General features: G+C 55.3%; 20 protein-coding genes and 1 pseudogene. 9 read left to right on the top strand and 12 right to left on the bottom strand.

The annotated features are described in order from the left end of the window. Positions 1 to 12 precede the first annotated feature (12 nt). Positions 13 to 612: a hypothetical protein gene (locus HX821_RS11655; RefSeq protein WP_177035781.1), complete on the bottom strand. Its 600-nt coding sequence runs from the start codon at positions 610 to 612 to the stop codon at positions 13 to 15. A gap of 531 nt (positions 613 to 1,143) precedes the next feature. Between HX821_RS11655 and HX821_RS11650 the strand changes: the two genes are divergently transcribed. Further along, the gene (locus HX821_RS11650; protein ID WP_177035849.1) at positions 1,144 to 1,476 is read left to right on the top strand and encodes a DUF6124 family protein; all 333 of its coding nucleotides are present in this window, start codon (positions 1,144 to 1,146) and stop codon (positions 1,474 to 1,476) included. A 22-nt stretch (positions 1,477 to 1,498) separates the two neighbouring features. Here the strand turns inward: HX821_RS11650 and HX821_RS11645 are convergent, their stop codons facing one another. Then, complete coding sequence (locus HX821_RS11645) at positions 1,499 to 1,732, bottom strand: hypothetical protein (RefSeq protein ID WP_003214497.1); 234 nt, start codon at positions 1,730 to 1,732, stop codon at positions 1,499 to 1,501. A gap of 457 nt (positions 1,733 to 2,189) precedes the next feature. Here HX821_RS11645 and HX821_RS11640 point away from each other — a divergent pair, with 457 nt between their 5' ends. Beyond that, positions 2,190 to 2,414, top strand: coding sequence for a DUF2188 domain-containing protein (locus HX821_RS11640; protein WP_017136943.1), 225 nt, complete (start codon positions 2,190 to 2,192; stop codon positions 2,412 to 2,414). Between the two features lie 60 nt (positions 2,415 to 2,474). Further along, positions 2,475 to 2,816, top strand: a complete 342-nt coding sequence (locus HX821_RS11635) for a hypothetical protein (RefSeq protein ID WP_177035780.1) — start codon at positions 2,475 to 2,477, stop codon at positions 2,814 to 2,816. 58 nt (positions 2,817 to 2,874) lie between these two features. On the opposite strand, the gene HX821_RS11630 is transcribed toward HX821_RS11635, so the two are convergent. After that, positions 2,875 to 3,918, bottom strand: a complete 1,044-nt coding sequence (locus HX821_RS11630; protein WP_177035779.1) for a DUF4062 domain-containing protein — start codon at positions 3,916 to 3,918, stop codon at positions 2,875 to 2,877. A 248-nt stretch (positions 3,919 to 4,166) separates the two neighbouring features. Here HX821_RS11630 and HX821_RS11625 point away from each other — a divergent pair. After that, positions 4,167 to 5,347, top strand: a pseudogene (locus HX821_RS11625) (IS4 family transposase). A gap of 223 nt (positions 5,348 to 5,570) precedes the next feature. Here the strand turns inward: HX821_RS11625 and HX821_RS11620 are convergent. The 5 genes from HX821_RS11620 to HX821_RS11600 form a co-directional block, all read right to left on the bottom strand. Beyond that, positions 5,571 to 6,539: a hypothetical protein gene (locus HX821_RS11620; protein ID WP_177035778.1), complete on the bottom strand. Its 969-nt coding sequence runs from the start codon at positions 6,537 to 6,539 to the stop codon at positions 5,571 to 5,573. Positions 6,540 to 6,704: 165 nt separating this feature from the next. Then, positions 6,705 to 8,255, bottom strand: coding sequence for a P-loop ATPase, Sll1717 family (locus tag HX821_RS11615; protein WP_218182499.1), 1,551 nt, complete (start codon positions 8,253 to 8,255; stop codon positions 6,705 to 6,707). Between the two features lie 563 nt (positions 8,256 to 8,818). After that, positions 8,819 to 9,049 (bottom strand): hypothetical protein, encoded by a 231-nt coding sequence (locus HX821_RS11610; protein ID WP_177035777.1) that lies wholly within the window; start codon positions 9,047 to 9,049, stop codon positions 8,819 to 8,821. 12 nt (positions 9,050 to 9,061) lie between these two features. Then, entirely contained in the window at positions 9,062 to 9,541 is a 480-nt protein-coding gene (locus HX821_RS11605; protein WP_177035776.1) for a hypothetical protein, read from the bottom strand. 266 nt (positions 9,542 to 9,807) lie between these two features. Continuing rightward, entirely contained in the window at positions 9,808 to 10,449 is a 642-nt protein-coding gene (locus tag HX821_RS11600; protein ID WP_256344210.1) for a hypothetical protein, read from the bottom strand. A gap of 363 nt (positions 10,450 to 10,812) precedes the next feature. Between HX821_RS11600 and HX821_RS11595 the strand changes: the two genes are divergently transcribed. The 3 genes from HX821_RS11595 to HX821_RS11585 are packed head-to-tail and all read left to right on the top strand — an operon-like array spanning position 10,813 to position 13,324. After that, positions 10,813 to 12,150, top strand: coding sequence for an MFS transporter (locus HX821_RS11595; RefSeq protein WP_177035775.1), 1,338 nt, complete (start codon positions 10,813 to 10,815; stop codon positions 12,148 to 12,150). 37 nt (positions 12,151 to 12,187) lie between these two features. Continuing rightward, entirely contained in the window at positions 12,188 to 12,847 is a 660-nt protein-coding gene (locus tag HX821_RS11590; RefSeq protein ID WP_177035774.1) for an aspartate/glutamate racemase family protein, read from the top strand. Positions 12,848 to 12,871: 24 nt separating this feature from the next. After that, positions 12,872 to 13,324 carry a thiol-disulfide oxidoreductase DCC family protein gene (locus HX821_RS11585; protein ID WP_177035773.1) on the top strand — a complete coding sequence of 151 codons (453 nt, stop codon included), beginning with the start codon at positions 12,872 to 12,874 and terminating at the stop codon, positions 13,322 to 13,324. Positions 13,325 to 13,377: 53 nt separating this feature from the next. On the opposite strand, the gene HX821_RS11580 is transcribed toward HX821_RS11585, so the two are convergent. Then, on the bottom strand, positions 13,378 to 14,583 hold the full coding sequence (locus HX821_RS11580) for an MFS transporter (protein ID WP_177035772.1): 1,206 nt from the start codon (positions 14,581 to 14,583) through the stop codon (positions 13,378 to 13,380). Positions 14,584 to 14,660: 77 nt separating this feature from the next. Continuing rightward, positions 14,661 to 16,160, bottom strand: coding sequence for a PLP-dependent aminotransferase family protein (locus HX821_RS11575; protein WP_177035771.1), 1,500 nt, complete (start codon positions 16,158 to 16,160; stop codon positions 14,661 to 14,663). Positions 16,161 to 16,237: 77 nt separating this feature from the next. Here HX821_RS11575 and HX821_RS11570 point away from each other — a divergent pair, with 77 nt between their 5' ends. After that, a complete protein-coding gene (locus tag HX821_RS11570; protein WP_177035770.1) occupies positions 16,238 to 17,911 on the top strand; it encodes a M24 family metallopeptidase in 1,674 nt (557 codons plus the stop codon). An 85-nt stretch (positions 17,912 to 17,996) separates the two neighbouring features. Further along, complete coding sequence (locus HX821_RS11565) at positions 17,997 to 18,215, top strand: DUF4287 domain-containing protein (protein WP_003214516.1); 219 nt, start codon at positions 17,997 to 17,999, stop codon at positions 18,213 to 18,215. Positions 18,216 to 18,243: 28 nt separating this feature from the next. Here HX821_RS11565 and HX821_RS11560 read toward each other — a convergent pair whose 3' ends face one another. Then, positions 18,244 to 18,747 (bottom strand): DUF2867 domain-containing protein, encoded by a 504-nt coding sequence (locus HX821_RS11560; RefSeq protein ID WP_102368493.1) that lies wholly within the window; start codon positions 18,745 to 18,747, stop codon positions 18,244 to 18,246. 20 nt (positions 18,748 to 18,767) lie between these two features. Then, positions 18,768 to 19,145, bottom strand: coding sequence for a glyoxalase/bleomycin resistance/extradiol dioxygenase family protein (locus tag HX821_RS11555; protein ID WP_008438853.1), 378 nt, complete (start codon positions 19,143 to 19,145; stop codon positions 18,768 to 18,770). Positions 19,146 to 19,307: the final 162 nt, after the last annotated feature.

Here is a 19,307-nt window from a genome sequence, read left to right as displayed (position 1 = left end):
TACTGCCGGCGACTACTTTTCCGGACAGGGATTGAACACTTCCGTCGCCGCCACCGCAGACACATACGGAATTTTCGTGCCTGGAATGATCCCGACGGAGTAGGCATTTTTGCCGGTGTCACGCACATAGGTCTTGTCAGTGGTCAGATCGCCGGGCGGGTTCTCACCGAGCAGGTAATCCAGAAACTGGATTTTCACCGGCGTATTGAACTGCCCCTCGGCCGTCAGCGGAATGATCTGCGCGGCCCCCGCCCGAGTGAACGCGAAAAACGCCGCAGCGGCTTCACGGCTGCGGAAGGTTTTCACGCACAGCACATCGCGGGTACGCAGTGTGATAAAGCGCTGATAACGGCCACCGGAATAGGTGCTCAGAATCAAGCCATCGTCCACCAGAACGCCCAGCCCCTGAGTGGCACGGCACTGGCCATCGCCGCCATTCTCCGAGCCGTAGGGCAAGTAGCACCAGTTGGTCTGGCTCAGGGCCCGCACCGAACCGGGGGCAATCTGCAGGTCGTGCTCGATTTGCTGCCGGGCTTCGGGTGTTTGATACGGAATGCTGCAGCCGCTGAGGATCAGGGCCAGTAACACGTACAACAGGCGATAAGAGCGCATAGGTTTTCCATAACAGGCACGGCAGGTCGTTGCGCGGGTTGCCAGGGGGTCATTCCTTTGAAAGCTGCGCAGGTTCTGTCACATTCTACGACAAGTACCTCTTGGCGAAACTTTATGGAAATACAGATTTCGGAAACGTCCGACTGGCAATTGTTCGCGGCCATCGCCGAAGTGTTGGAGCACGGTTTGAACGGTTCCATTTGCGGGATAAAGGAGATTTGCGTAGGCCGTAGCACCTTGCTCCTTTGCCTACGCTTGCGTCAGAATCCGCCGGCTTGTGCACCTGGGTGGTCATCTCTAAGGTTGCTCGGTCGCTGAAAACTCAGTGATCGGGTTTAGTAGCCTGAGTTTGGATATCTGTGCATGAGCTTCACCTTCTTCAGACAAGTTGTCTGTGCTTGATGGTGGCTGTGTGCAGGGCGCCTTCGGGCGCGCCGGCTCTAGATATCCACCGGTCTACTAACCTGTGCACAGCTGCCACCCTATCGTTTAGTAGCGACAAGGTGGCGGCCTCATCCAGGGTATCTATATATGTTCAAAATAACGCCAAATCCGCCAAACAAGCCGGATCTAAAACTCCACCAGGCTGCCCAGCGCGCCATTGATCACTACCTCAATCCCGGCACTGATGCCGAGACAGTCCCAGAGACAACCGCCCTCTTCAGCGTCACCTCCGGCGTCAGCAGCGAAATCCTGATCGCCAACAGCTATGAAACCGTTTCCTCCGTCAGCGCCCTGCTGCTCGACCTGTCCGACGAACTGACCGGCGAAGACCGCGACGTGGCATTGGCCATACACCAACTGAGCGAATTGAGCGTACTGCTGATCGGCAAACTGATGGACCGCGAAACACCTCGGGCGTGAAGCCCAACGAGGTCCTGCGGGACTAGCCCTTCAACTCACCCAACCGATTACTCGCCGCGTCGTCGTATGCCACATACAACGACTCGGCGATTTGGCTTTTGATGGCCTTGGCGCTTTCCAGACCCAATACAAAACCTTCGGCCTTGCCGCCTGCGCGGTTCAGGTCTTCTTTGGTGTCAGCACCGGTGATGGCGTCGAGGAGTTTGATGGCCTGAGGGCCTACGCCTTTTGGGAGGCTGATTTGGTCGATGCTCATAGGGATGCCTCGGATGAGGTGCGGGATGGGGTGGTGCGGGTGAACGAGGTCATGGGCGATACCTTGAGATTGAGGTCGGTAGCGCGTGGAACCACTGCCGGGGGGGCCATGGTAGACCGGTATGGGGATTAAAGGGGTGGTTTCGGCCAAAAGCAGACTGTCCAGCAGCGGGGGTAGTCCAACAACCTATCGACCACCTTGGCGTAAATTTCTCGGTTCCCTAAGCCCAAAGGTTAGCTAGCCTGATCATCCTTTTTCATGGATACAGTAAAGGAGCAGCGTCGCGAACCGGCGAGGCACTTCTGCTTCTGCACGTAAGCTTGAACAAGACAGTCCGATTTTGCTGAGACAAAGCACAATATACATGCATCAATAGTCGACCTAACACTACATGTTGTATTTATCCGTTTCGATGCTAACTTCTACTAGGCAGGCAACTCACTAGTAGAGGTGTTCCATGGCAGGCAAAAATCAGCACGTCGTGAAACGTGATGAAGGCTGGGCGGTCCGGGGTGAGGGCAATACTAAAGATACCTCCCACCATCGGACTCAAAAGGAAGCTGCTGACGCGGCTCGTCAGATAGCTCAAAACCAAAAAAGCGAGGTGCTCATCCACGGCCGAGACAACCTAATCCGTGAACGTGACTCCTATGGCAACGACCCCCATCCTCCCAAGGGCTGATTACGACCTCACAGCGCCTCCGGAAGGAGGCGCATCCTGGGCTTCAATAAGGTATTCGGTATGAAAATCGTAACGGTGGTTCACGTGCACCTGAATCGAATCGGCTCTACCCTAGGCGGTTTTGGAAGTCATAAGCGACTGACCACCTATGCAGAAGCATCGGATGCAGAAATCGAAACCCTTCGAGATCTAGTGATTTCGATTGCCGAACAAAATGGTGAGGCACCTGGGTCTCTGAACGACCTTCGCCATGAACTGAAAAGCGGCCACCCTCCACAGGTTAAGGTCTTCAACATTCATGCGCCGAGCACTTCATTCAGCGAGCCCTATGCATATTGCGAAGCCTTTCCAGCGCTCAAGGCTGACAACCGGATCTTCAAGCTAGAAGAACTGCCAAGCTAAGACACGAAGGGTTCATTGTTGTTTATCCCCCTTCCGCCTGCTGGCCACGCTCAATTCTTTAGGAAAGCTTGCGTCCGATTCGGAACAAAGCGTCTTCCAGCCACTGGTTGAAAGCGCCCTGTGACGCCGGAATCAGCAGTTTTCTTTCCTCTATGTTTTTCTCACTGCGGTGCGGCATGGACATCGACGATGCAGGGGTGGTTGGCGGCTCTGCGTAGACTTGGTGAGAAATTCCGTAGATCCCCAGTTGGAACCAACCTCCCTTACCTCGGCTAATCAAACTAAAAGCTTCTTCCGCAAAGCGTTTTAGCCGGCTGGGCGAGATGTGATAGGAGGCAAAATATTCGCCGCCCTTTCCTGGGGCTGCCAGAGGAATAGAGAGCCAGCTCATCCCATTATCGTGATGCCGCCAAGAGGCCTCCTCCGCATCTAGGCCGGTGATGTCCCCCTCGTTAAATGACTTGTAACCACCCTTGATAGAAACCAAGCCCGCCTGAGAAAGCTTGAGGAAGAATTCATCATGCTGGGTGTGCATGGAACGCAACGTACCCGAGAGAATGGGCTGCGGCAGAAACACCATCTCTAGGCGATCTTCACGAGGCCGGCTATTCCAATTTCGGCTGTTGCTACGATTCTGCAGGTGCTGAACGAACTCCTGTTCGGAAATGGCGCTGCGACCGGCTGCAAGTTGGCTTAGCCCCTGGATGATTTTATCTGAGAGATCGCGATCACCTGTGAAGGTGGAACGGAAAAGGCCGTCGACGTAATCGGAAACCTCCCAGTGAAAGCGCTTTTGATCGTCCTCGACCGGAACCTCTTCCAGAAAAGCCAGGATGGGTTTATTGGCAGCTTTGGCCCGATGGAACTCCTGCTGAGTGACGGACTCACCTGAGTGGGTTTTGAAGCCGAAGTCCGCGCCAAGAATCAGCACCACTACGTCGGCCTGGTCAACCTCAGTCATGCATGCGACTTCAGAGGAATAAGGTCTTGCGCCAAAATCCTCGCACATCACTGGGGTGTGCCCCAATAGAGAAACTGCTTTTTTGGCGGCCGCACGGTAGTGCTCAAAATTACGTACTACAGAGCTGATAAACACATTCATAGCAGTCCCCATCACAAATAGGCCACGTCCGTATCGCCTCATCATACCGCCCGCTTTACTCGAAGTGACAGCAGCCGAAAAAAAGCTAGTCGCTGAATCCCCCCCGATTTCGTGAAATAGGGGTCAATCCCTGAGGGATCCCCGATTTTCTTACTGAAAATCAAGAAGTTGGAATATTGAAGATGCCTGCATGAGTCGGCAACTTGGTTTGCACCACACAAAAACAAGAACCCGACCCCATGTAGGCCATCCGTTTTTTACACAGAGCGTTCGCTCAAGCACTGCCTTCAATCCATTCTCGCCGTCTTACAACGCTGATGAGTTGTGTCAGTTCGTTACTGCAAGGCCGTCGCCTGACGCCGACGGCTCTGGGCCGTTTTATGCCCGGTCAGGCATATCCAAAACATGCGATCAAGCGAGTGGATCGATTACTGGGTAATCAACACCTGAGAGCAGAGAGGCCATTGTTCTACTGGGTGATGCTGCGGGCGTTATTGGGCTCTCTGAAGCATCCTTTAATCTTGGTCGACTGATCGAGAATTGATGCACCTGGCGACGCCTTTTTGTTGAGGGCGGCCGTCCCGTTTGCGGGGCGCTCGTTTCCTATCTATGAGAGCGTTCATGAGCGCGAGAGTTGCCCAAAATATCAAAGCCGCCCGATCAAAATGTTAGCTGAATTACTGCCTGATGGATGCGTTCCAGTCCTTGTCACTGATGCGGGTTTCCGGCGCCCATGGATGAAGGCCGTAGCAGCGCAGGGTTGGTATTACGTGGCCCGTATACGAAATCGTGAGCTTTATCGTCGCGAAGAAAATGACTGGCAACCGGTGAAGAATTTATACGCTCTGGCCACCTCATCACCTAAGTCGTTAGACCGTGTCGAGATGACGCGCAGCGCCCCTCACTTCATCGATTTGTACTGCGTCCGCCATTCAGCCAAGGGGCGCAAACACCAACGCGTTACGGGCTCAATTGCCAGAAGCAAACTGAGCCGGCAGTCTGCCAGGCGAGAGCGCAAGCCGTGGCTGCTTACCAGCAACTTGTCGCAAATCGAGTGGAACTCAGAAAAAATCGTGGCGATTTATAAGCGGCGTATGCAGATCGAAGAGGCTTCAGAGACGTAAAAAATGAGCACCTGAGATTGGGCCTGAATCTGCGTCGAAGCCATTGTCCAAAGCGTATCGAATTGTTGTTGATTGCCGCTTTGGCTAATTACCTCATCTTCTTAACCGGGTTGCAGGCACGGGAAAATCAATTGGAGCGACTCTATCAAAGCAACAGCCCGAAAGAGAGGCGAGTACTTTCATTGTGGCCTTTAGGCCTGGAATATTGGCGCCGTTGCACAGGTTTTGGTGGCCGAGAACACTTGGAAATATTGGAGCATGCTCTGCGCGCTGAGATGCGTGATCAGGCGCAAAGCTTGAAATAAATTTTTGGGGATCCCTCAGGATCAGACCACCATTATTAAAAATTTGGTCTGACCCCTATTCTTGTTTTATTCCGGAGCATCAATCACTTTCTCTTCAAAGTTACGGGCATAGTCAGCCAGACTTAGAAAATATTTAAACTTCGGTCATACCTCCGATATAAAACCAAGCTATGGCAATCAATTACATGAATTTTAATTAAGACCCAATTTTATAGACCGTTTTCTAAAGCCCCACAGCTGTTTGAATTGCTTTGGCTGCAACAGTGGTCCCAATCGTGGTTGCCACATCAAATGCCCATTTCCCTGCGGTTTTCAGATGATGCATCGCCCCTGCACCATCTTGACTCTTCGCAGCACTCTCCGCATATCCAACACACACAATTGCTTGATCGTGTTCGGCTTCAGTAGCTTGCTGACGCATTGACTTACGCAGCGAGGCTAGCTCCATAGCAAGCTTGGGCAAATCAATATCGGAAGCAGCTTGATGCATCACTTGATTAAAAGTATTTCTATCGGACTTTGCATTAGGACCGATCGCCCCTACTTGTCCCATCACATTATATTGATCACCCACAAATATCTCCTTAGCAAAAAATTGCCGCACAACTACTTGATCTTTTTTAGGTAATAAGAATTCATATATATCAACATGCGCACCGTAAGGTGCTGTGCTCTCGTCGCTAAATTCAGCGCATGAAAACTCTTCTTTGGAGATTCGAAAATCTGCCTCTAAAGCAAAATCGAAAGTGCTATACGAAGACCTGCACTCAAGATAAAGAATGAACCGGTGGCGTTGATCATCACGCATGATAGCTTTCTTATATTGTTCCCCGGTTCGAGGATTGAAGAACCTAACATTCGTTGGGATTGCGTTCTGGGGGAGGCAAAGCGCGTAATAACTTAATCGACGCTTCTCACTTGGAATACCCACCCATGACGTAATAAAATGAAACCCTTCATTAACCTTTGAGAAGCGAGAGGTGGACAGACGACGACTCTTACATTCAGCGAAAGCCTTTTGAAACTCAGCCTCGTGCTGATCGCTCAAAAAGTGAAAAGGACCGCTTCTAACTTCCTCATACTCATCTGCCAATGCGACAACTAGTTGCTCGCCTGACTTGGCCTGCATTCGAAGAGTACGAAGGACACCGTCAGGGTCAAGTTGCTCAAAAATAACGACAGCAACTTCCATGTAAAACTCCTATAAATCATTGAAATACTTGTTACTTAAATTACAGCTTTAGGCAACCACATCATCTACGTCTCTTGTGGCAACTAGGGGCAGACCAAAATCATTTTAAATTATGCTTCACTTGAAGATGAGCCTTATACTCCAAGGCTCAACATCACAATGAGATTAAAGAATCTGCAGGGCTTTAAAAAGACCTCTGTGCACTACAACCCTTTCATTGTAATTGAGTCGGGCTTCTTTATTTTGATATCTAAAAAAATATCGGCCAGTTTGTGGAGTATTGCCTATTACACTGAAAAGAAAAAGAACTTGCAAAACAAATGTCACATCATTTCCTTGTATTATTCCTCGACGAACATGATCTGAATATACCGACTCAAACTCTTGAATTGAAAAAATCCACTTTCTTAGTTGAGAGATCACATCAAATGTGCGTGATATATCCGGCAATATCGCAAACAACTCATCCGTAAGTTCGTCTCTTAAGTAGTTGGAAAATGCTTTGTCAACTCTGCGAACCACTAGAGGCGTAATTGATTTTCCTTCCTCTAATGCTTGCTGTGCGCAGTTCTGTAAGTACGATACAAAATCTCGGGGCCTGAGAAACGTACTTCTCGCAATGAAGTCAAAAGTAGTAATTTTATTCTTATCTCGCTTTGTGCCAACACCGATTTTCTTTTCTCCAAAAACTTTACTCCACGCGATATCAAAAGGAAGTGGGTGCTTCCCGAGAGGATCAATGGCTCGTGAGATTCTAAAAGCCATAACTTTCTTTATTTTATCGACGTCCCAATTCAGGTCTAATCTAAAGTCGCCCCATTTATTTTTGTCTGAGTCTTGCACGATTTCATAGATATCGTCCCTTAAGAAGATAACCGGAAAAACCTTTGTCGCACCTTGCGCGGATAGACTGCTTCGAACATCTTGAACCGCTTTGAAGAGGCTTGTTATCAAAGATTTGTATTGTTTATATTGCTCCTGCTCGACTATGTCTCTGTAGTCTTCGTCCAACTCATCAAAAAGTACGTAATAGGTTGAGTCGCCTGCATATTTAGCAATAACGTCCTCAAGGTAATCAACGTTTTGCGTCCATTCCTCCTGAGGCACAGAATGTTGCCGTGCAACTTTCAGAGAAAGACCGAATAAAGATAGTCCGAATTCTTTATTAACCCATCGTCCGACACGTCGATTTAATGGGGTATCGTCTCCATATATCGTTTCAAGCTCTTTTCTGATTTCGGGGTCGATGCTTTGATTTTTTAACATTAAACGGCAAATAGTGCTGTAAATTAAATATTTCCATATGGAGATAAATTCGTTCGGCGCGGTATATTTTTTATTATTTCTACTGTATAGCTCGTTGAACGGGAAATTTTTAAAAGATAGCTTTTCTGAAAACACATTATATTTTGACTGTCTGTTAAAAAATTCGGAAATGGCTGTTTTTCCAGAGCCCTTACGACCGATAATGAAGTACTTGTCGCCCTTTGCAATTTGATCTACTTCTTTTACGTGATAAAAATATCTGTCGTTGTTTTCTGATTTTGCTTCCCGTTTCCATGTCGAAATTTCAGTAAGTAATTTTTTGTCTATTACGCCAGTTGTAAGATCTTCAATTTCTTCTGATTCCATCATCGGATCGCCTGCAAAATCTGTTTTTGGCACGCGTTTTGTACGAGGGTTTTGGGAATTATGTCGTTTTGGAGTTGGCGTCACTATCTATGTCCTTTTGTGATTATTCCTTTACCACTTCCCTGAAAAACCTCAGGTCAAATATTGGAAAGCAGTTGCCGCAAAAGTTTTAAGCATCCCGCATATAGCTTTAGTTTATGGCCTCGCATTTCCTCATTTAAATTTCATATTTCCTACTGAGTGAGCTTTTCCAGTAGCCTTGTGTTTTGGAATTACATCTGTTTTTTATATAACTAGCATCACCCTCACGGAGCGGACCAGCACACAGTGAGGGATGCCCTTGAAATGGCAGATTGCCATTAATTTAAGCCGAGAGGAAGGGGAAGTGAAGCTGATGTTGTAAAATTGGAGTGCAGACAATCATTATTTTTAATCTGGTCAGAACCCGATTTTTCTATTTTCCGCTAAAGCGCTCATACCGCATCCAGAAAATTCAGTGCATCGGTCTCGAAAGGATTTTGATGTGGCTGGCGATGTAACTTTCCAGCACATCCAGATTCACTCAGTGACACGGAAAAGGGGACGGATTTACTGCCGGGCGTGAGGGCGCTAATAGCGGAAATTCCTGCCCTCCTTCAGCCCATCGGCTAGAACCGCCGCCGCTTCAGGAACAACCCCACCCCCAGTGCAACGGCAAAGATCGACAGCAGCCCCAGGTCAAACCCAAACAAGCGGATTTGGCTCACAGCCACGCAGCCGACCGCCCCCATCGCTACCAATAGCACCCCTAGCCATTTGCGAAGCGGGTACGACTTAATAAACCGATCAAGCAGAAAGAACAGCACCAGGGCAACGACCAGCTGGGTAATGTCAGACATGTATTTCTCCCGTCAGGTCTTGATGATCAGTGTCGAGGCACTGCGTTGCGGGCCGATGCCGCCGTTCACCTGCGCTTCGATGCTGACCAGTATGTCGCCTGCATGATAGGTGGGCAGGGTGTCATTCACGTACATGCGCACTCCGGCGCCGACAGGGGCGCCCACGTAAGGGGACGCTAAGTAAGAGGTGGCGCCAGCGAAGGCCGAGGCCGCAAGGTTGGCGATCTTGGTGCGTTGGGCGTTGAGCACGTCGCCCTGTTGCCGGGTCAGCGGCTTGGAGATGCCGATCATCATCAGGCACGGCAGGTTCTTGGCCAGCATCTTGTCGTACACCTCGACGACTTTGCGGTTGACCTCGTAGTGGGCACTTTTCGCTTCGCCAAAATGCAGCTCGCCCAGGCGTCCGCGTTCGCTGTCGGTGAGGGTGATCTGCGAGACGTTGAACACGATCCCGTGATTGCCCATGTATTGGAAAGTCCCTTCGAACTTCATCGCACGCATCCTTTCGAGCCAAAGGCGGGGATTGTCTAGAAGGCGCGCGGCGGATTCAAATCATTTCACTTGGCTGGCAAGGTGTGTTGCCCGCCGTAAGGTGCTGACGGACATAATAATTGTCGAATTCGGTGCTTTCGACGAACTACCCTGCGATTCTACGAACCCGGCCGCTATTCTATCTCCGCGAAATGCCAGAAATGGCCGCCGGCTATCTTCCTCGAAAGGCCGCTTCTGGCCGATGCTGTTGAAAAAGTCGTACTCACTTAGCCAAGGTGACCGCCTGCATCAATGAATAGCTTGCGGAGTTTTTTTCGAGCCGCCTCTGAAAGACGCTGTGAATAGCGTTGAAACTCTTCTTCGGCTGTGTCGGGCTTGCCGTTCAGGGCCAATACAAACGCGTGTGCAAGAGGATGTTGTATATAGTTGTAGAAACCCAGGCCACCCGTCGACAAATGCTGCTTGACCCGCTCGAAAGCACCAGGCAGGTCGGCTATCGAACGAGCCTCGTCCCAAAACGATTCAGCTTTTGGAATGGCAGCCCGGAGGATATTGGGTGCGCTGGTTGCTATGGCATCAGGTCCGTAGCTGCATGAGATATCAAACGCTCGATCGCGCACATCGAAAGTCAGATCAGGTCGTGCTGATTTTGACGTCCTGTGCCATTTGATTTCATTGCCGGAAAGATGGGGAACGAAGTCCAGTGACAGAGCCCATGACGGCGCTAGCGCGCCGCCTTTCCACTGTTCAAGGCGAAAGAGTTGGCGAATCGGAGCATCGACGCTACGAAGCCAGGACAGCGGACCCTGAACTTCGAATCCTAACGGCTGTAAAAGTGACTCTACGGTTGGCGAAACAATTTCGTGGATTTGATCTATTCGCACTATCTCGAACGTTTTTCCCTGCATCGGCGGCCCCATGCTCAAAAGTAATCCCACTTCGACAACTTCGGTCGTTGGTTCGACCTCAGATAATTGATGGAGTCTTCTTCATCCTCATTCGGGAATCAAGGCACACGAAACTTCTCTCGGCGAACTGTCTTTTACATCTGGCAGATAGTGAAAACGTGGTCTGACCCCTTTTCCGTTGTGGTCCTTGCGTAGAAATCCCCCCCCTCCCTAGATAGCTCCCCGCCTTACCTGGCCCAAATCCTGCCTGCATCACTCCCACCCAGTCGCTACTGACTACGCGGACGACTCTTTTGAGCCCCGCCGCCCAATCCCCGCTCCCGATAATCAAGCATCCCCTTACCACCGCCGAGGCCTTCCCCCATGACGAGCCCATCCACCGACCAGGTCAGCCCCCAAACCCTGCGCAGAGTGATCATCGCCGCCGGCATCGGTAACTTCGTGGAGTGGTTCGACTTCGCCGTCTACGGTTTTCTCGCCACCACCATCGCCCAGCAATTCTTCCCCAGCGGCGACGCCAGCGCGGCGTTGCTCAAGACCTTTGCGGTGTTCGCGGTGGCCTTCGCCTTCCGGCCCCTGGGCGGGATTTTCTTTGGCATGCTCGGCGACCGGATCGGGCGCAAACGCACGCTGGCCATGACGATTTTGCTGATGGCCGGCGCCACCACGCTGATCGGCATGCTGCCCACCTACGCCGCCATCGGCGTGGCGGCGCCGATTCTGTTGTCGTTGATCCGCTGTGCCCAGGGTTTTTCCGCCGGGGGCGAATACGCCGGGGCCTGTGCCTATCTGATGGAGCACGCGCCCAGTGACAAGCGCGCCTGGTATGGCAGTTTTGTGCCGGTGTCGACGTTTTCTGCGTTCGCTGCGGCGGCCGTGGTGGCGTACGCCCTGGAGGCTTCGCTGTCCGCCGAGGCGATGGGCAGCTGGGGCTGGCGCTTGCCGTTCCTGATCGCCGCGCCGCTGGGGCTGGTGGGGCTTTACCTGCGCTGGAAGCTGGATGAGACGCCGGCCTTCCAGGCGGTGAAGCAGGAGCACGCGGTCGCGCACTCTCCCCTCAGGGAAACCTTGCGCAACCATGGTGCGGCGATCTGTTGCCTGGGCGCTTTTGTGTCGCTCACGGCGTTGTCGTTTTATATGTTCACCACCTACTTCGCGACGTATCTGCAGGTGGCGGGTGGCTTGAGTCGGGCGGTGGCGTTGCTGGTATCGCTGATTGCGCTGATTTTCGCGGCGGCGATCTGCCCGCTGGCAGGGTTGTATTCGGATCGGGTGGGGCGTCGGGTCACGGTGATGACGGCGTGTGTGTTGTTGATTGTGGTGGTGTACCCGTCGTTCCTGATGGCCAGTTCCGGGTCGTTCGCGGCATCGGTGGTAGGGGTGATGTTGCTGGCGGTGGGCGCGGTGCTGTGTGGAGTGGTGACGGCGGCGTTGTTGTCGGAGACCTTTCCGACACGCACTCGGTATACGGCTTCGGCGATTACCTACAACATGGCGTACACGATCTTTGGCGGTACGGCGCCGTTGGTGGCGACGTGGTTGATCAGTACCACCGGCAGCAACCTGTCGCCGGCGTTTTATCTGATTGCGGTGGCGGTGCTGGCGTTGGCGGGCGGGTTGGCGTTGCCGGAGACGTCGCGGATTTCGCTGCATGAGGTGGGCGTGGAGGAAAAAGGCGCAGCGCCGGTGTTGTCGCGTTAAAGTCGGCGGGTGTTCAAAAGTGCCGGAGACCCGAGCGATGCGTATTACCTGCCTGCATACCGCCGAGAGCAACATTGCAGTGTTTGACGCTGCCGCAGCAGCGCTGGGGATCGGGTCACGGGTGTTGCACCATGCAGTCCGGGCCGATCTTCTGGCAGCGGTCGAACGCGCGGGTAAGCTGACCGCAGGCATAGCCGAGGAAACGCAGCTGGCGCTGGTTGCCCTGGCTCAGCACTGCGATGCAGTGGTGCTCACCTGTTCGACCCTGGGCCCGGTGGTTGAACTTGCCGGTACTCACACCCCGGTGCCGATTTTGCGGGCAGATGAAGCGCTGGCATTCGCGGCGGTTCAAGCTGGCGGGAAGGTGGTGGTGTTGTGCGCTGTCGAAACCACACTCGAGCCGACTGCTCGCTTGTTTTACCAGATGGCCCAGCACACCGGGGCGTCGGTGGAGGTGCAACTGGTTCCGGGGGCATGGGCGATGTTCAAGGCGGGCGACCTGCTGGGTTACCTGGCGACCATCGCCAGGGCTGCGGACCGTGCCTATGGGGATGGCGCGTCTATCGTGGCGCTGGCGCAAGCGTCCATGAGCGAAGCCTCTTCGCTTGTAACGACGGGCCCTGCTCCACTCACCAGTGCATCGACGGGGCTGCGGGCAGCGCTGAGTCGTGCCGAACGCGGGTATGATCCAGGCTAACCCGGCCCGACTGGACCCACGCTGATGCCCGCCTCCCACACCCGGCCTACTCCCGCACCACTCCTCAAGCCCGGCGAAACCGTGGTGCTGTTCGACGGTGTGTGCAAGCTGTGCAACGGCTGGGCGAGGTTCCTGATTCGCCACGACCACGACCGACGTGTGCGGTTGGCGGCCGTTCAGTCGCCCGAAGGTCAGGCGCTATTGGCCTGGGCCGGATTGCCGCTGGATCAGTTCGACACCCTCGCAGTGATCCGCGACCGGCAGTATTGGGAGCGTTCGGAGGCGGTGTTTGAAATCATTGCGCAACTGCCTGCCCGCTGGCGCCCGTTGCTGGTGCTGCGCGCCATCCCGCGCTTCCTTCGGGATTGGGCTTATGATCGCATCGCGCGTAATCGCTATCGGCTCTTCGGGAAATACGACACCTGCCTGTTGCCGGATCCGGATCATGCGCGGCGTTTTTTGAAGGGGCGGCCATGAACACCTGAGTTTGGCTTACTCACCTGGGCAGGCGTGGAGGATAGGTAAAGCACTCACTCCCCGCGTCCAGTGTCGTAGCGTTTGGAATAGGAAGCCCCCATCAGATAGAAGCACCCACCCGCCACGATAAACGCCGCGAGCATGTAGAACATGAAATGCGCCGACTGCGTTGCCAGGGCAAACCCGCACAACACCGGCCCCAGCGCACCGCCGAGGCTGGACAGGTTTTGCGCGCCGTAATACATGCCGCGCAGGTGGTCCGGTGCGATGCGGTCGATAAACATGTACTCGGCCGGGAACACGATGATTTCGCCCACGGTGAATATCGCCACGGCCAACGCCCAATGCAGCACGGTGGTGGACAGCGCAAAACCGACGACGCCCAGCAGAAACAGGCTGAAGCCCGCCGTCAGCCATTGATTCAGATGCTCGTTGGTAATGCGCTTGCCCACGATGTACTGCAGGCAGATCACCACGGTCGCATTGACCGCCACCACCGAGCTGATGACCCGGTAGGTAAATTCCGGCGTGCTTGTGGTCACCAGGTATTGCGAGATGTAGCCGGTGAACTGGCCGAACGCCACGGCGCTCAACGCGCCGCCCACCGTGAAGCAGACCAGGCGATAGTCCTTGAGCAGAATGCGCCCCACCGCGACGAACGACACCGGGGCGTTGCCCGGGTCGGCGGAGCTGAGGCTCCTGTCGCCCCACACCCAATAGGTGAGGAAGAAGCCCATGCCCAGGATCGCCGACACCAGGAACGGCAGTTTCATATCCATGTGCGCGAGCCCGGCGCCAATGAACGGCCCCACTGCGTAACCAATGTTGATCAGGGTGTAGCGCACCGAAAACACTTTGCCGCGTTCGGCTTCCGGCAGCAGTTTGCCAAACGCGGCCTTGACCACGATATCGATCACTGAATAGGCGAAGTTGAACGACACCAGAAACAGGAAAAACAGCCACAGGTGCGACGTGACGCACATGCCGATGAAGCCGACGGTGAAAAACCCCGTGAAGCTGAGGATCAATCGGTAGCTGGAGATTTTGTCAGTCAGGTAGCCGCCGTAAAGGCTCAGCAACGAACCGACGAGCATTGCACCGCCCACCACCAGGCCGATTTCGCTGATGCCCAACGTGAAGTTGGATGACAGATAAATCACCATATACGGCAGGGTAATGGCGCGCCCCAGGGTCAGGAACAACGCAGACGACAGCAGCAGATTGACCGAAAACGGGTAGTGTCTGAAGGCAGCGAGCATCAGCGTCGGTTCCTGTTATTGGCAGTATCAAAGGCTAAGTAACATATCCTTACACATCCACCTTTGAGCCGGCTTAATTATTTAGCCGCGCCCCCAATCGCCCGTGAAGCCTCAGCCAAACGCTGCGTAGCGACGCGGATTTCCTCCGAATTGAGCGAGGCGAAGCCCAGGCGCAAGGCATTTTCAGGATGATCAAACGGTGAAAACAGGCGACCGCTGCGCACCACCAGGTCCAGCTCCAGCGCTTTTTCGGCCAGTCGGTCGACGTCGATTGAGTCGGCGAACCTTACCCACAACGCCAGCCCGCCTTCGGGTTCCTGCACAGAGATCTGCTCGCCAAAAGCTTCCAGCAAACAACTGAGCAGGGTCTCCCGGCGCCGACGGTATTCCCTGGACACCCGCCGCAGGTGCTTCTTCAATTCGCCATCGTTGATCAGGTCCGCGAGCATCCGCTGCATCACGGCATCGCCCTGGCCCAGGCTCACCGCCGCCGTACGCTCGAGCACTTCGATGAGGTTCGACGGGGCAACGATATAGCTGCAACGGAAGGTGCTGCCCAGGGACTTGGACAGCGAGCCGATGTAGATCACATGACGCTGGGCGCTGTCACTGGCCAGGGGCAAATAGGGCCGTCCGGCAAAGTGGTATTCGTGGTCGTAGTCTTCCTCGATGATGCAGAAGTCATGCAGCCGGGCCAGTTCCAGGAGCTGCTGGCGACGTCCGGCACGCAGGCTGACGGTGGTAGGAAACTGGTGATGGGGGGTGACGTACATCATCCGTACGTCATGCAGGCGGCACAGCTCGGCGAGTTGGTCGACCCGGCAACCTTCGTCGTCCAGGTCCACGGTGACCAGTTGCGCGCCCAACTGGCGGAAAATCTCCCAGGCCGGTGGGTAACTCAGGCGTTCGACCACCACCACATCACCGGGTTTGAGCAGCGCGCTGGCGGTCAGGTACAGCGACATCTGCACGCCTTGGGTCAGGCAAATCTGCGGCGCGCCGACCGTCAGGCCGCGATTGTGGCGCAACATTTCGGCCAGGGCGTTGCGCAGGTACTGGCCGCTGCCTTCGCTGCCATGGCGCACGGTGTTGGTGGTAAAGCTGTTGCGCAAGGCATTGCGGTAATAGCGGTGCAGCACGGCTTGCGGCAGCAAGCGATGGTCACAGGCGCCATTGTCGAAAAACAGCGCGCCGGGCCGGTGTTGCAGGGCTGTCACCTGTTCGCCCGGGGTGAAATAGGCCGCCGCAGGCACCTCCCGCAATGCCGGGGCAAACGACTTCGGGGCGCGGGTGGCCGGCACCGCGCCTGTCGCCAACTGCGAACTGACGAAGGTGCCGCGACGTTGAAGGCTGACCAGCCAGCCCTTGGTCACCGCCTCCTCGTAGGCAAGGATCACCGTCTTGCGGTTGACGTCCAGCAGTTGCGCCATCTCCCGCGTGCCGGGCAACAGCGCTCCGGGGCGCAGGCGGCCCTCGACAATCGCGCTCACCAGGCCCTCGACGATCTTTCTGTAGGACGCCTGCGGCTGCTCCCCATCGAGTTTGAGCAGCGGGCGCCATTTGCGAAGCTGGACCATATGAATTATCCAAAACTGGAGGTTCTCCTGGTCCTAGTCTACCGCAACAATCGAGGCTCAATTGCCCCGAGGTGTTTATGCACAACCGCCATGTCGTTGAATTGTTGCCCTCGGGCAAATCCTTCGAAGCTGCCGATCAATTGCTGCTCGACGCCATGCTGGTCAGCGGTCTCGCCGTACCCTTTTCCTGCCGGCGCGGCGCCTGCGGATCGTGCAAGGTCAAGGTGGTGTCGGGCCAGCACCGGGAAAAGCTGCGCACACCCGACACCCCTGCCCCTTCTTATCCGCTCGCGGCTGACGAGATGTTGCTGTGCCAGAGCCATGCCTGCAGCGACATGCGCCTGGAAATCCCCGGCTGGTCACTGGACACGCCAACGCTGGAAGCCAGCGCACAGGTGATCAGCAAGCGCGCGTTGAGCGCCGACATCGTCGAGCTGGTGTTGCTGACTGCCCAGCCACTCGAAGTCCGGGCCGGCCAGTACCTCAGGTTTCGCCTCGACAATGGCGACAGCCGCTGTTTCTCCGTGGCCAATCTACCCGCGCAGGACCAAGGCCGGTTGGTGTTTCATATTCGCCAGGTCAGCGGCGGCCTGTTTTCCGAACGCATCCTGCCGACCTTGCAAGTGGGTGATGCCGTGAAACTCGAAGGCCCCGTGGGCGCCTGCACCTGGCAACACGACGATGAGCGCCCTGTTGTGCTGTTCGCTACCGGGACCGGTTATGCCGGTATCAAGCCCTTGTTGCTGACGGCCCTGGCCCGCCAGGCCGAGGTCACCCTGTATTGGGGTAACTCGGCACCGGCGGACTTCTACGACGTCGAGTTTCTCGAACGGGCCAGCCAGGCCCATCCACGCTTTCTCTGGCATCGGGTTTTGTCGGCAGACGCCCGCGTACAGCAGGTCGCGTTGACACAGCCCCATGACTGGGCCGAGAGCCAAATCTACGCCTGCGGCAATAGCACGATGATCAACCAGGCCCGCGAAGCCTGCCTGGCGGCGGGTGCGCAGGCGCATCGTTTTGTCGCCGAAGCCTTCGTCCCCAGCGGTGCATTGACGCCAGCGGAGTCGCTCAACACGCGGCACCCGGTGCTGGAAAAAGTCGGCCCGCGCTACTCGCTGGACGGCATGCTTGCGGCCCGCGAGCAAACGGTCAGGGCCCTGGCCGCCATCGCCGATCAATTGAAAGTCGGCATGACCACGGCGCAAGCCCTCGCAATGGCCAGCGAGACATTGCAGGCCATGGGCGCGTCTCACACCTGGCATCCCACCTATATCCGCTTTGGCGAAGACACCGTCCGCACACCCCGCCAAGGCATCGACCTGCTGCGCAAGCTGCGCGCCACCGACATCGCCGTGGTCGACCTTGGCCCGGTGTGGGATGGCTATGAAGGCGACTATGGCGACACCTTCGTATTCGGCGAGCACCCATTGCATGACGCTTGCACGAAGGCCCTGCATGAAGTGTTCGACGAGACCCGCGATGCCTGGCACCGCGGGCTGACCGGGCGCGAGCTGTACGACTTCGCTGAGGGTAGCGCCCTCTCCAAAGGCTGGCGCCTTGAGCGCAACCTGGCCGGACACCGCATCGCCGACTTCCCCCATGCCCTGTTCGGGCAGGACAAGCTGGCTGAAGTCGAGATCGTACCGAGCGAGATGGTCTGGGTGCTGGAGATACAGATCTGCCATCCCACACAACCGGTCGGGGCGTTCTTCGAGGATATTCTGATTGGCGAGGCCAACGGGGGCCTGTAGGGACGGGCCGTACGGTGGACCCGGTGAGTCCAGAGCGGTAACGTTATCCGGGCATTATCACCTCAGCAAAAAGGGAGTTTGCATCATGACCGACGACACAAAAACAAAAGGGCCAGCGTCGTACTTCCCCTCCATCGAAAAAAACTATGGGCAACCCATTAGCCACTGGCTGGATCTGCTCAAGGCCGCCAGTTCCAGGAAGCATATGGAGCTTGTGGCCTTGCTCAAGACTGAACACGGCATGGGCCATGGTCACGCCAATGCGTTGGTTGCGTACTTCTTGGCGGCTGAAAAAGGCAATTGATCCACCTCCCGGCGGGCGGTGAACGTGCCTACCCGCCGGGCGTTGCGGCTGTCTCTTGCAGCGTTCGTTCAAGTCGTCGTAGGTGAGCATTCACAATGAGTTTGTGCGCTGGCCCCACTGGCAGCATGTAGAGGCGCCCATAGGTGTTATGGGTGACAACCGACGAGGTGATCGTGAGTACACGGTCAGCGATTGAAAGGCAGATCATCACATCCAGGTGCCGGTCACGCTCGGTCAGCACCAGCATGTCGGGCGCGCTGCGTTCCACCAGGAAGAAGTCCAGCCGGTCGCCGACCTGCACAGCCTCGCGCAAGGTGCCGGAGAACCCACCGATGCGCTTCACACCAAACAACGAGGAAATGGCATCCCTGATTCGGAAAGCCACCTGCATCAACGGCCCCGGTTCGCCGGTCATGATGTTCCAGGCATCCAGCGCGGTGATTTCAGTAGGCAGCGGGGCTGACCGGGTGTCGTAGTAATCAAGCTCTGACGGTGCACGCAGCGTGTGAACAACATCGGTAGTCGTCAACATTATCTTCCCTGATTGCTCGGTTAGAGCGGCTGACCTACATCAATACGATTCCCGTCCGGGTCTTCGAACACAAACGCCCGCAACCCGTAATCCTGATCCTTGAGGCGCTTGATGATCCTCGCCCCATGCTGCACGCAAGCGGCGTGCAGCCTGTCGACATCGTCCACCATCAGGTGGGCAATCGTGAACGCGGCGGCTGGGTGGTTGGGTTGCAAGGTCAAATGCAGCTCGCCCTGGTCGCGCTGCAGAATCATGAAGCCGATCGGGTTTCCATTTTCGAAGGCTTTCGTAAACCCCAGGACCCTGGTGTAAAAATCATGGGCCCTGCCCATGTCCTTTACGGGAAGCGTTACTGCAATTCGTCCGAAACGGACGCCATGATCAACGACTGCGCTCATCGCAGAACCTCAACGTGCAAGCACCATGACACCTGCCAGGCGGTGCTGGTGAGTGTGAAGCGCCTTGCCAAACCTGAAGGAGCAGGACGGTGCCTGCGAGGCAGAGGTTATTTTGCGCAGCTACTGAAGTAAAGAGAGATACGAGGGTCGCTGCAGGTCAAT

The organism is Pseudomonas sp. B6001 (assembly GCF_013386015.1).
In the GTDB taxonomy this organism is placed as follows: Bacteria; Pseudomonadota; Gammaproteobacteria; order Pseudomonadales; family Pseudomonadaceae; genus Aquipseudomonas.
Note: the sequence above shows the minus strand (reverse complement) of the source record. Positions and strands in the feature narration are given on the sequence as shown.

Coding starts and splice junctions, on each gene's coding strand:
- HX821_RS11655 (WP_177035781.1), bottom strand. CDS start 612: ATGCGCTCTTATCGCCTGTTGTACGTGTTACTGGCCCTGATCCTCAGC.
- HX821_RS11650 (WP_177035849.1), top strand. CDS start 1,144: ATGTTCAAAATAACGCCAAATCCGCCAAACAAGCCGGATCTAAAACTC.
- HX821_RS11645 (WP_003214497.1), bottom strand. CDS start 1,732: ATGAGCATCGACCAAATCAGCCTCCCAAAAGGCGTAGGCCCTCAGGCC.
- HX821_RS11640 (WP_017136943.1), top strand. CDS start 2,190: ATGGCAGGCAAAAATCAGCACGTCGTGAAACGTGATGAAGGCTGGGCG.
- HX821_RS11635 (WP_177035780.1), top strand. CDS start 2,475: ATGAAAATCGTAACGGTGGTTCACGTGCACCTGAATCGAATCGGCTCT.
- HX821_RS11630 (WP_177035779.1), bottom strand. CDS start 3,918: ATGAATGTGTTTATCAGCTCTGTAGTACGTAATTTTGAGCACTACCGT.
- HX821_RS11620 (WP_177035778.1), bottom strand. CDS start 6,539: ATGGAAGTTGCTGTCGTTATTTTTGAGCAACTTGACCCTGACGGTGTC.
- HX821_RS11610 (WP_177035777.1), bottom strand. CDS start 9,049: ATGTCTGACATTACCCAGCTGGTCGTTGCCCTGGTGCTGTTCTTTCTG.
- HX821_RS11605 (WP_177035776.1), bottom strand. CDS start 9,541: ATGAAGTTCGAAGGGACTTTCCAATACATGGGCAATCACGGGATCGTG.
- HX821_RS11600 (WP_256344210.1), bottom strand. CDS start 10,449: ATGCAGGGAAAAACGTTCGAGATAGTGCGAATAGATCAAATCCACGAA.
- HX821_RS11595 (WP_177035775.1), top strand. CDS start 10,813: ATGACGAGCCCATCCACCGACCAGGTCAGCCCCCAAACCCTGCGCAGA.
- HX821_RS11590 (WP_177035774.1), top strand. CDS start 12,188: ATGCGTATTACCTGCCTGCATACCGCCGAGAGCAACATTGCAGTGTTT.
- HX821_RS11585 (WP_177035773.1), top strand. CDS start 12,872: ATGCCCGCCTCCCACACCCGGCCTACTCCCGCACCACTCCTCAAGCCC.
- HX821_RS11580 (WP_177035772.1), bottom strand. CDS start 14,583: ATGCTCGCTGCCTTCAGACACTACCCGTTTTCGGTCAATCTGCTGCTG.
- HX821_RS11575 (WP_177035771.1), bottom strand. CDS start 16,160: ATGGTCCAGCTTCGCAAATGGCGCCCGCTGCTCAAACTCGATGGGGAG.
- HX821_RS11570 (WP_177035770.1), top strand. CDS start 16,238: ATGCACAACCGCCATGTCGTTGAATTGTTGCCCTCGGGCAAATCCTTC.
- HX821_RS11565 (WP_003214516.1), top strand. CDS start 17,997: ATGACCGACGACACAAAAACAAAAGGGCCAGCGTCGTACTTCCCCTCC.
- HX821_RS11560 (WP_102368493.1), bottom strand. CDS start 18,747: ATGTTGACGACTACCGATGTTGTTCACACGCTGCGTGCACCGTCAGAG.
- HX821_RS11555 (WP_008438853.1), bottom strand. CDS start 19,145: ATGAGCGCAGTCGTTGATCATGGCGTCCGTTTCGGACGAATTGCAGTA.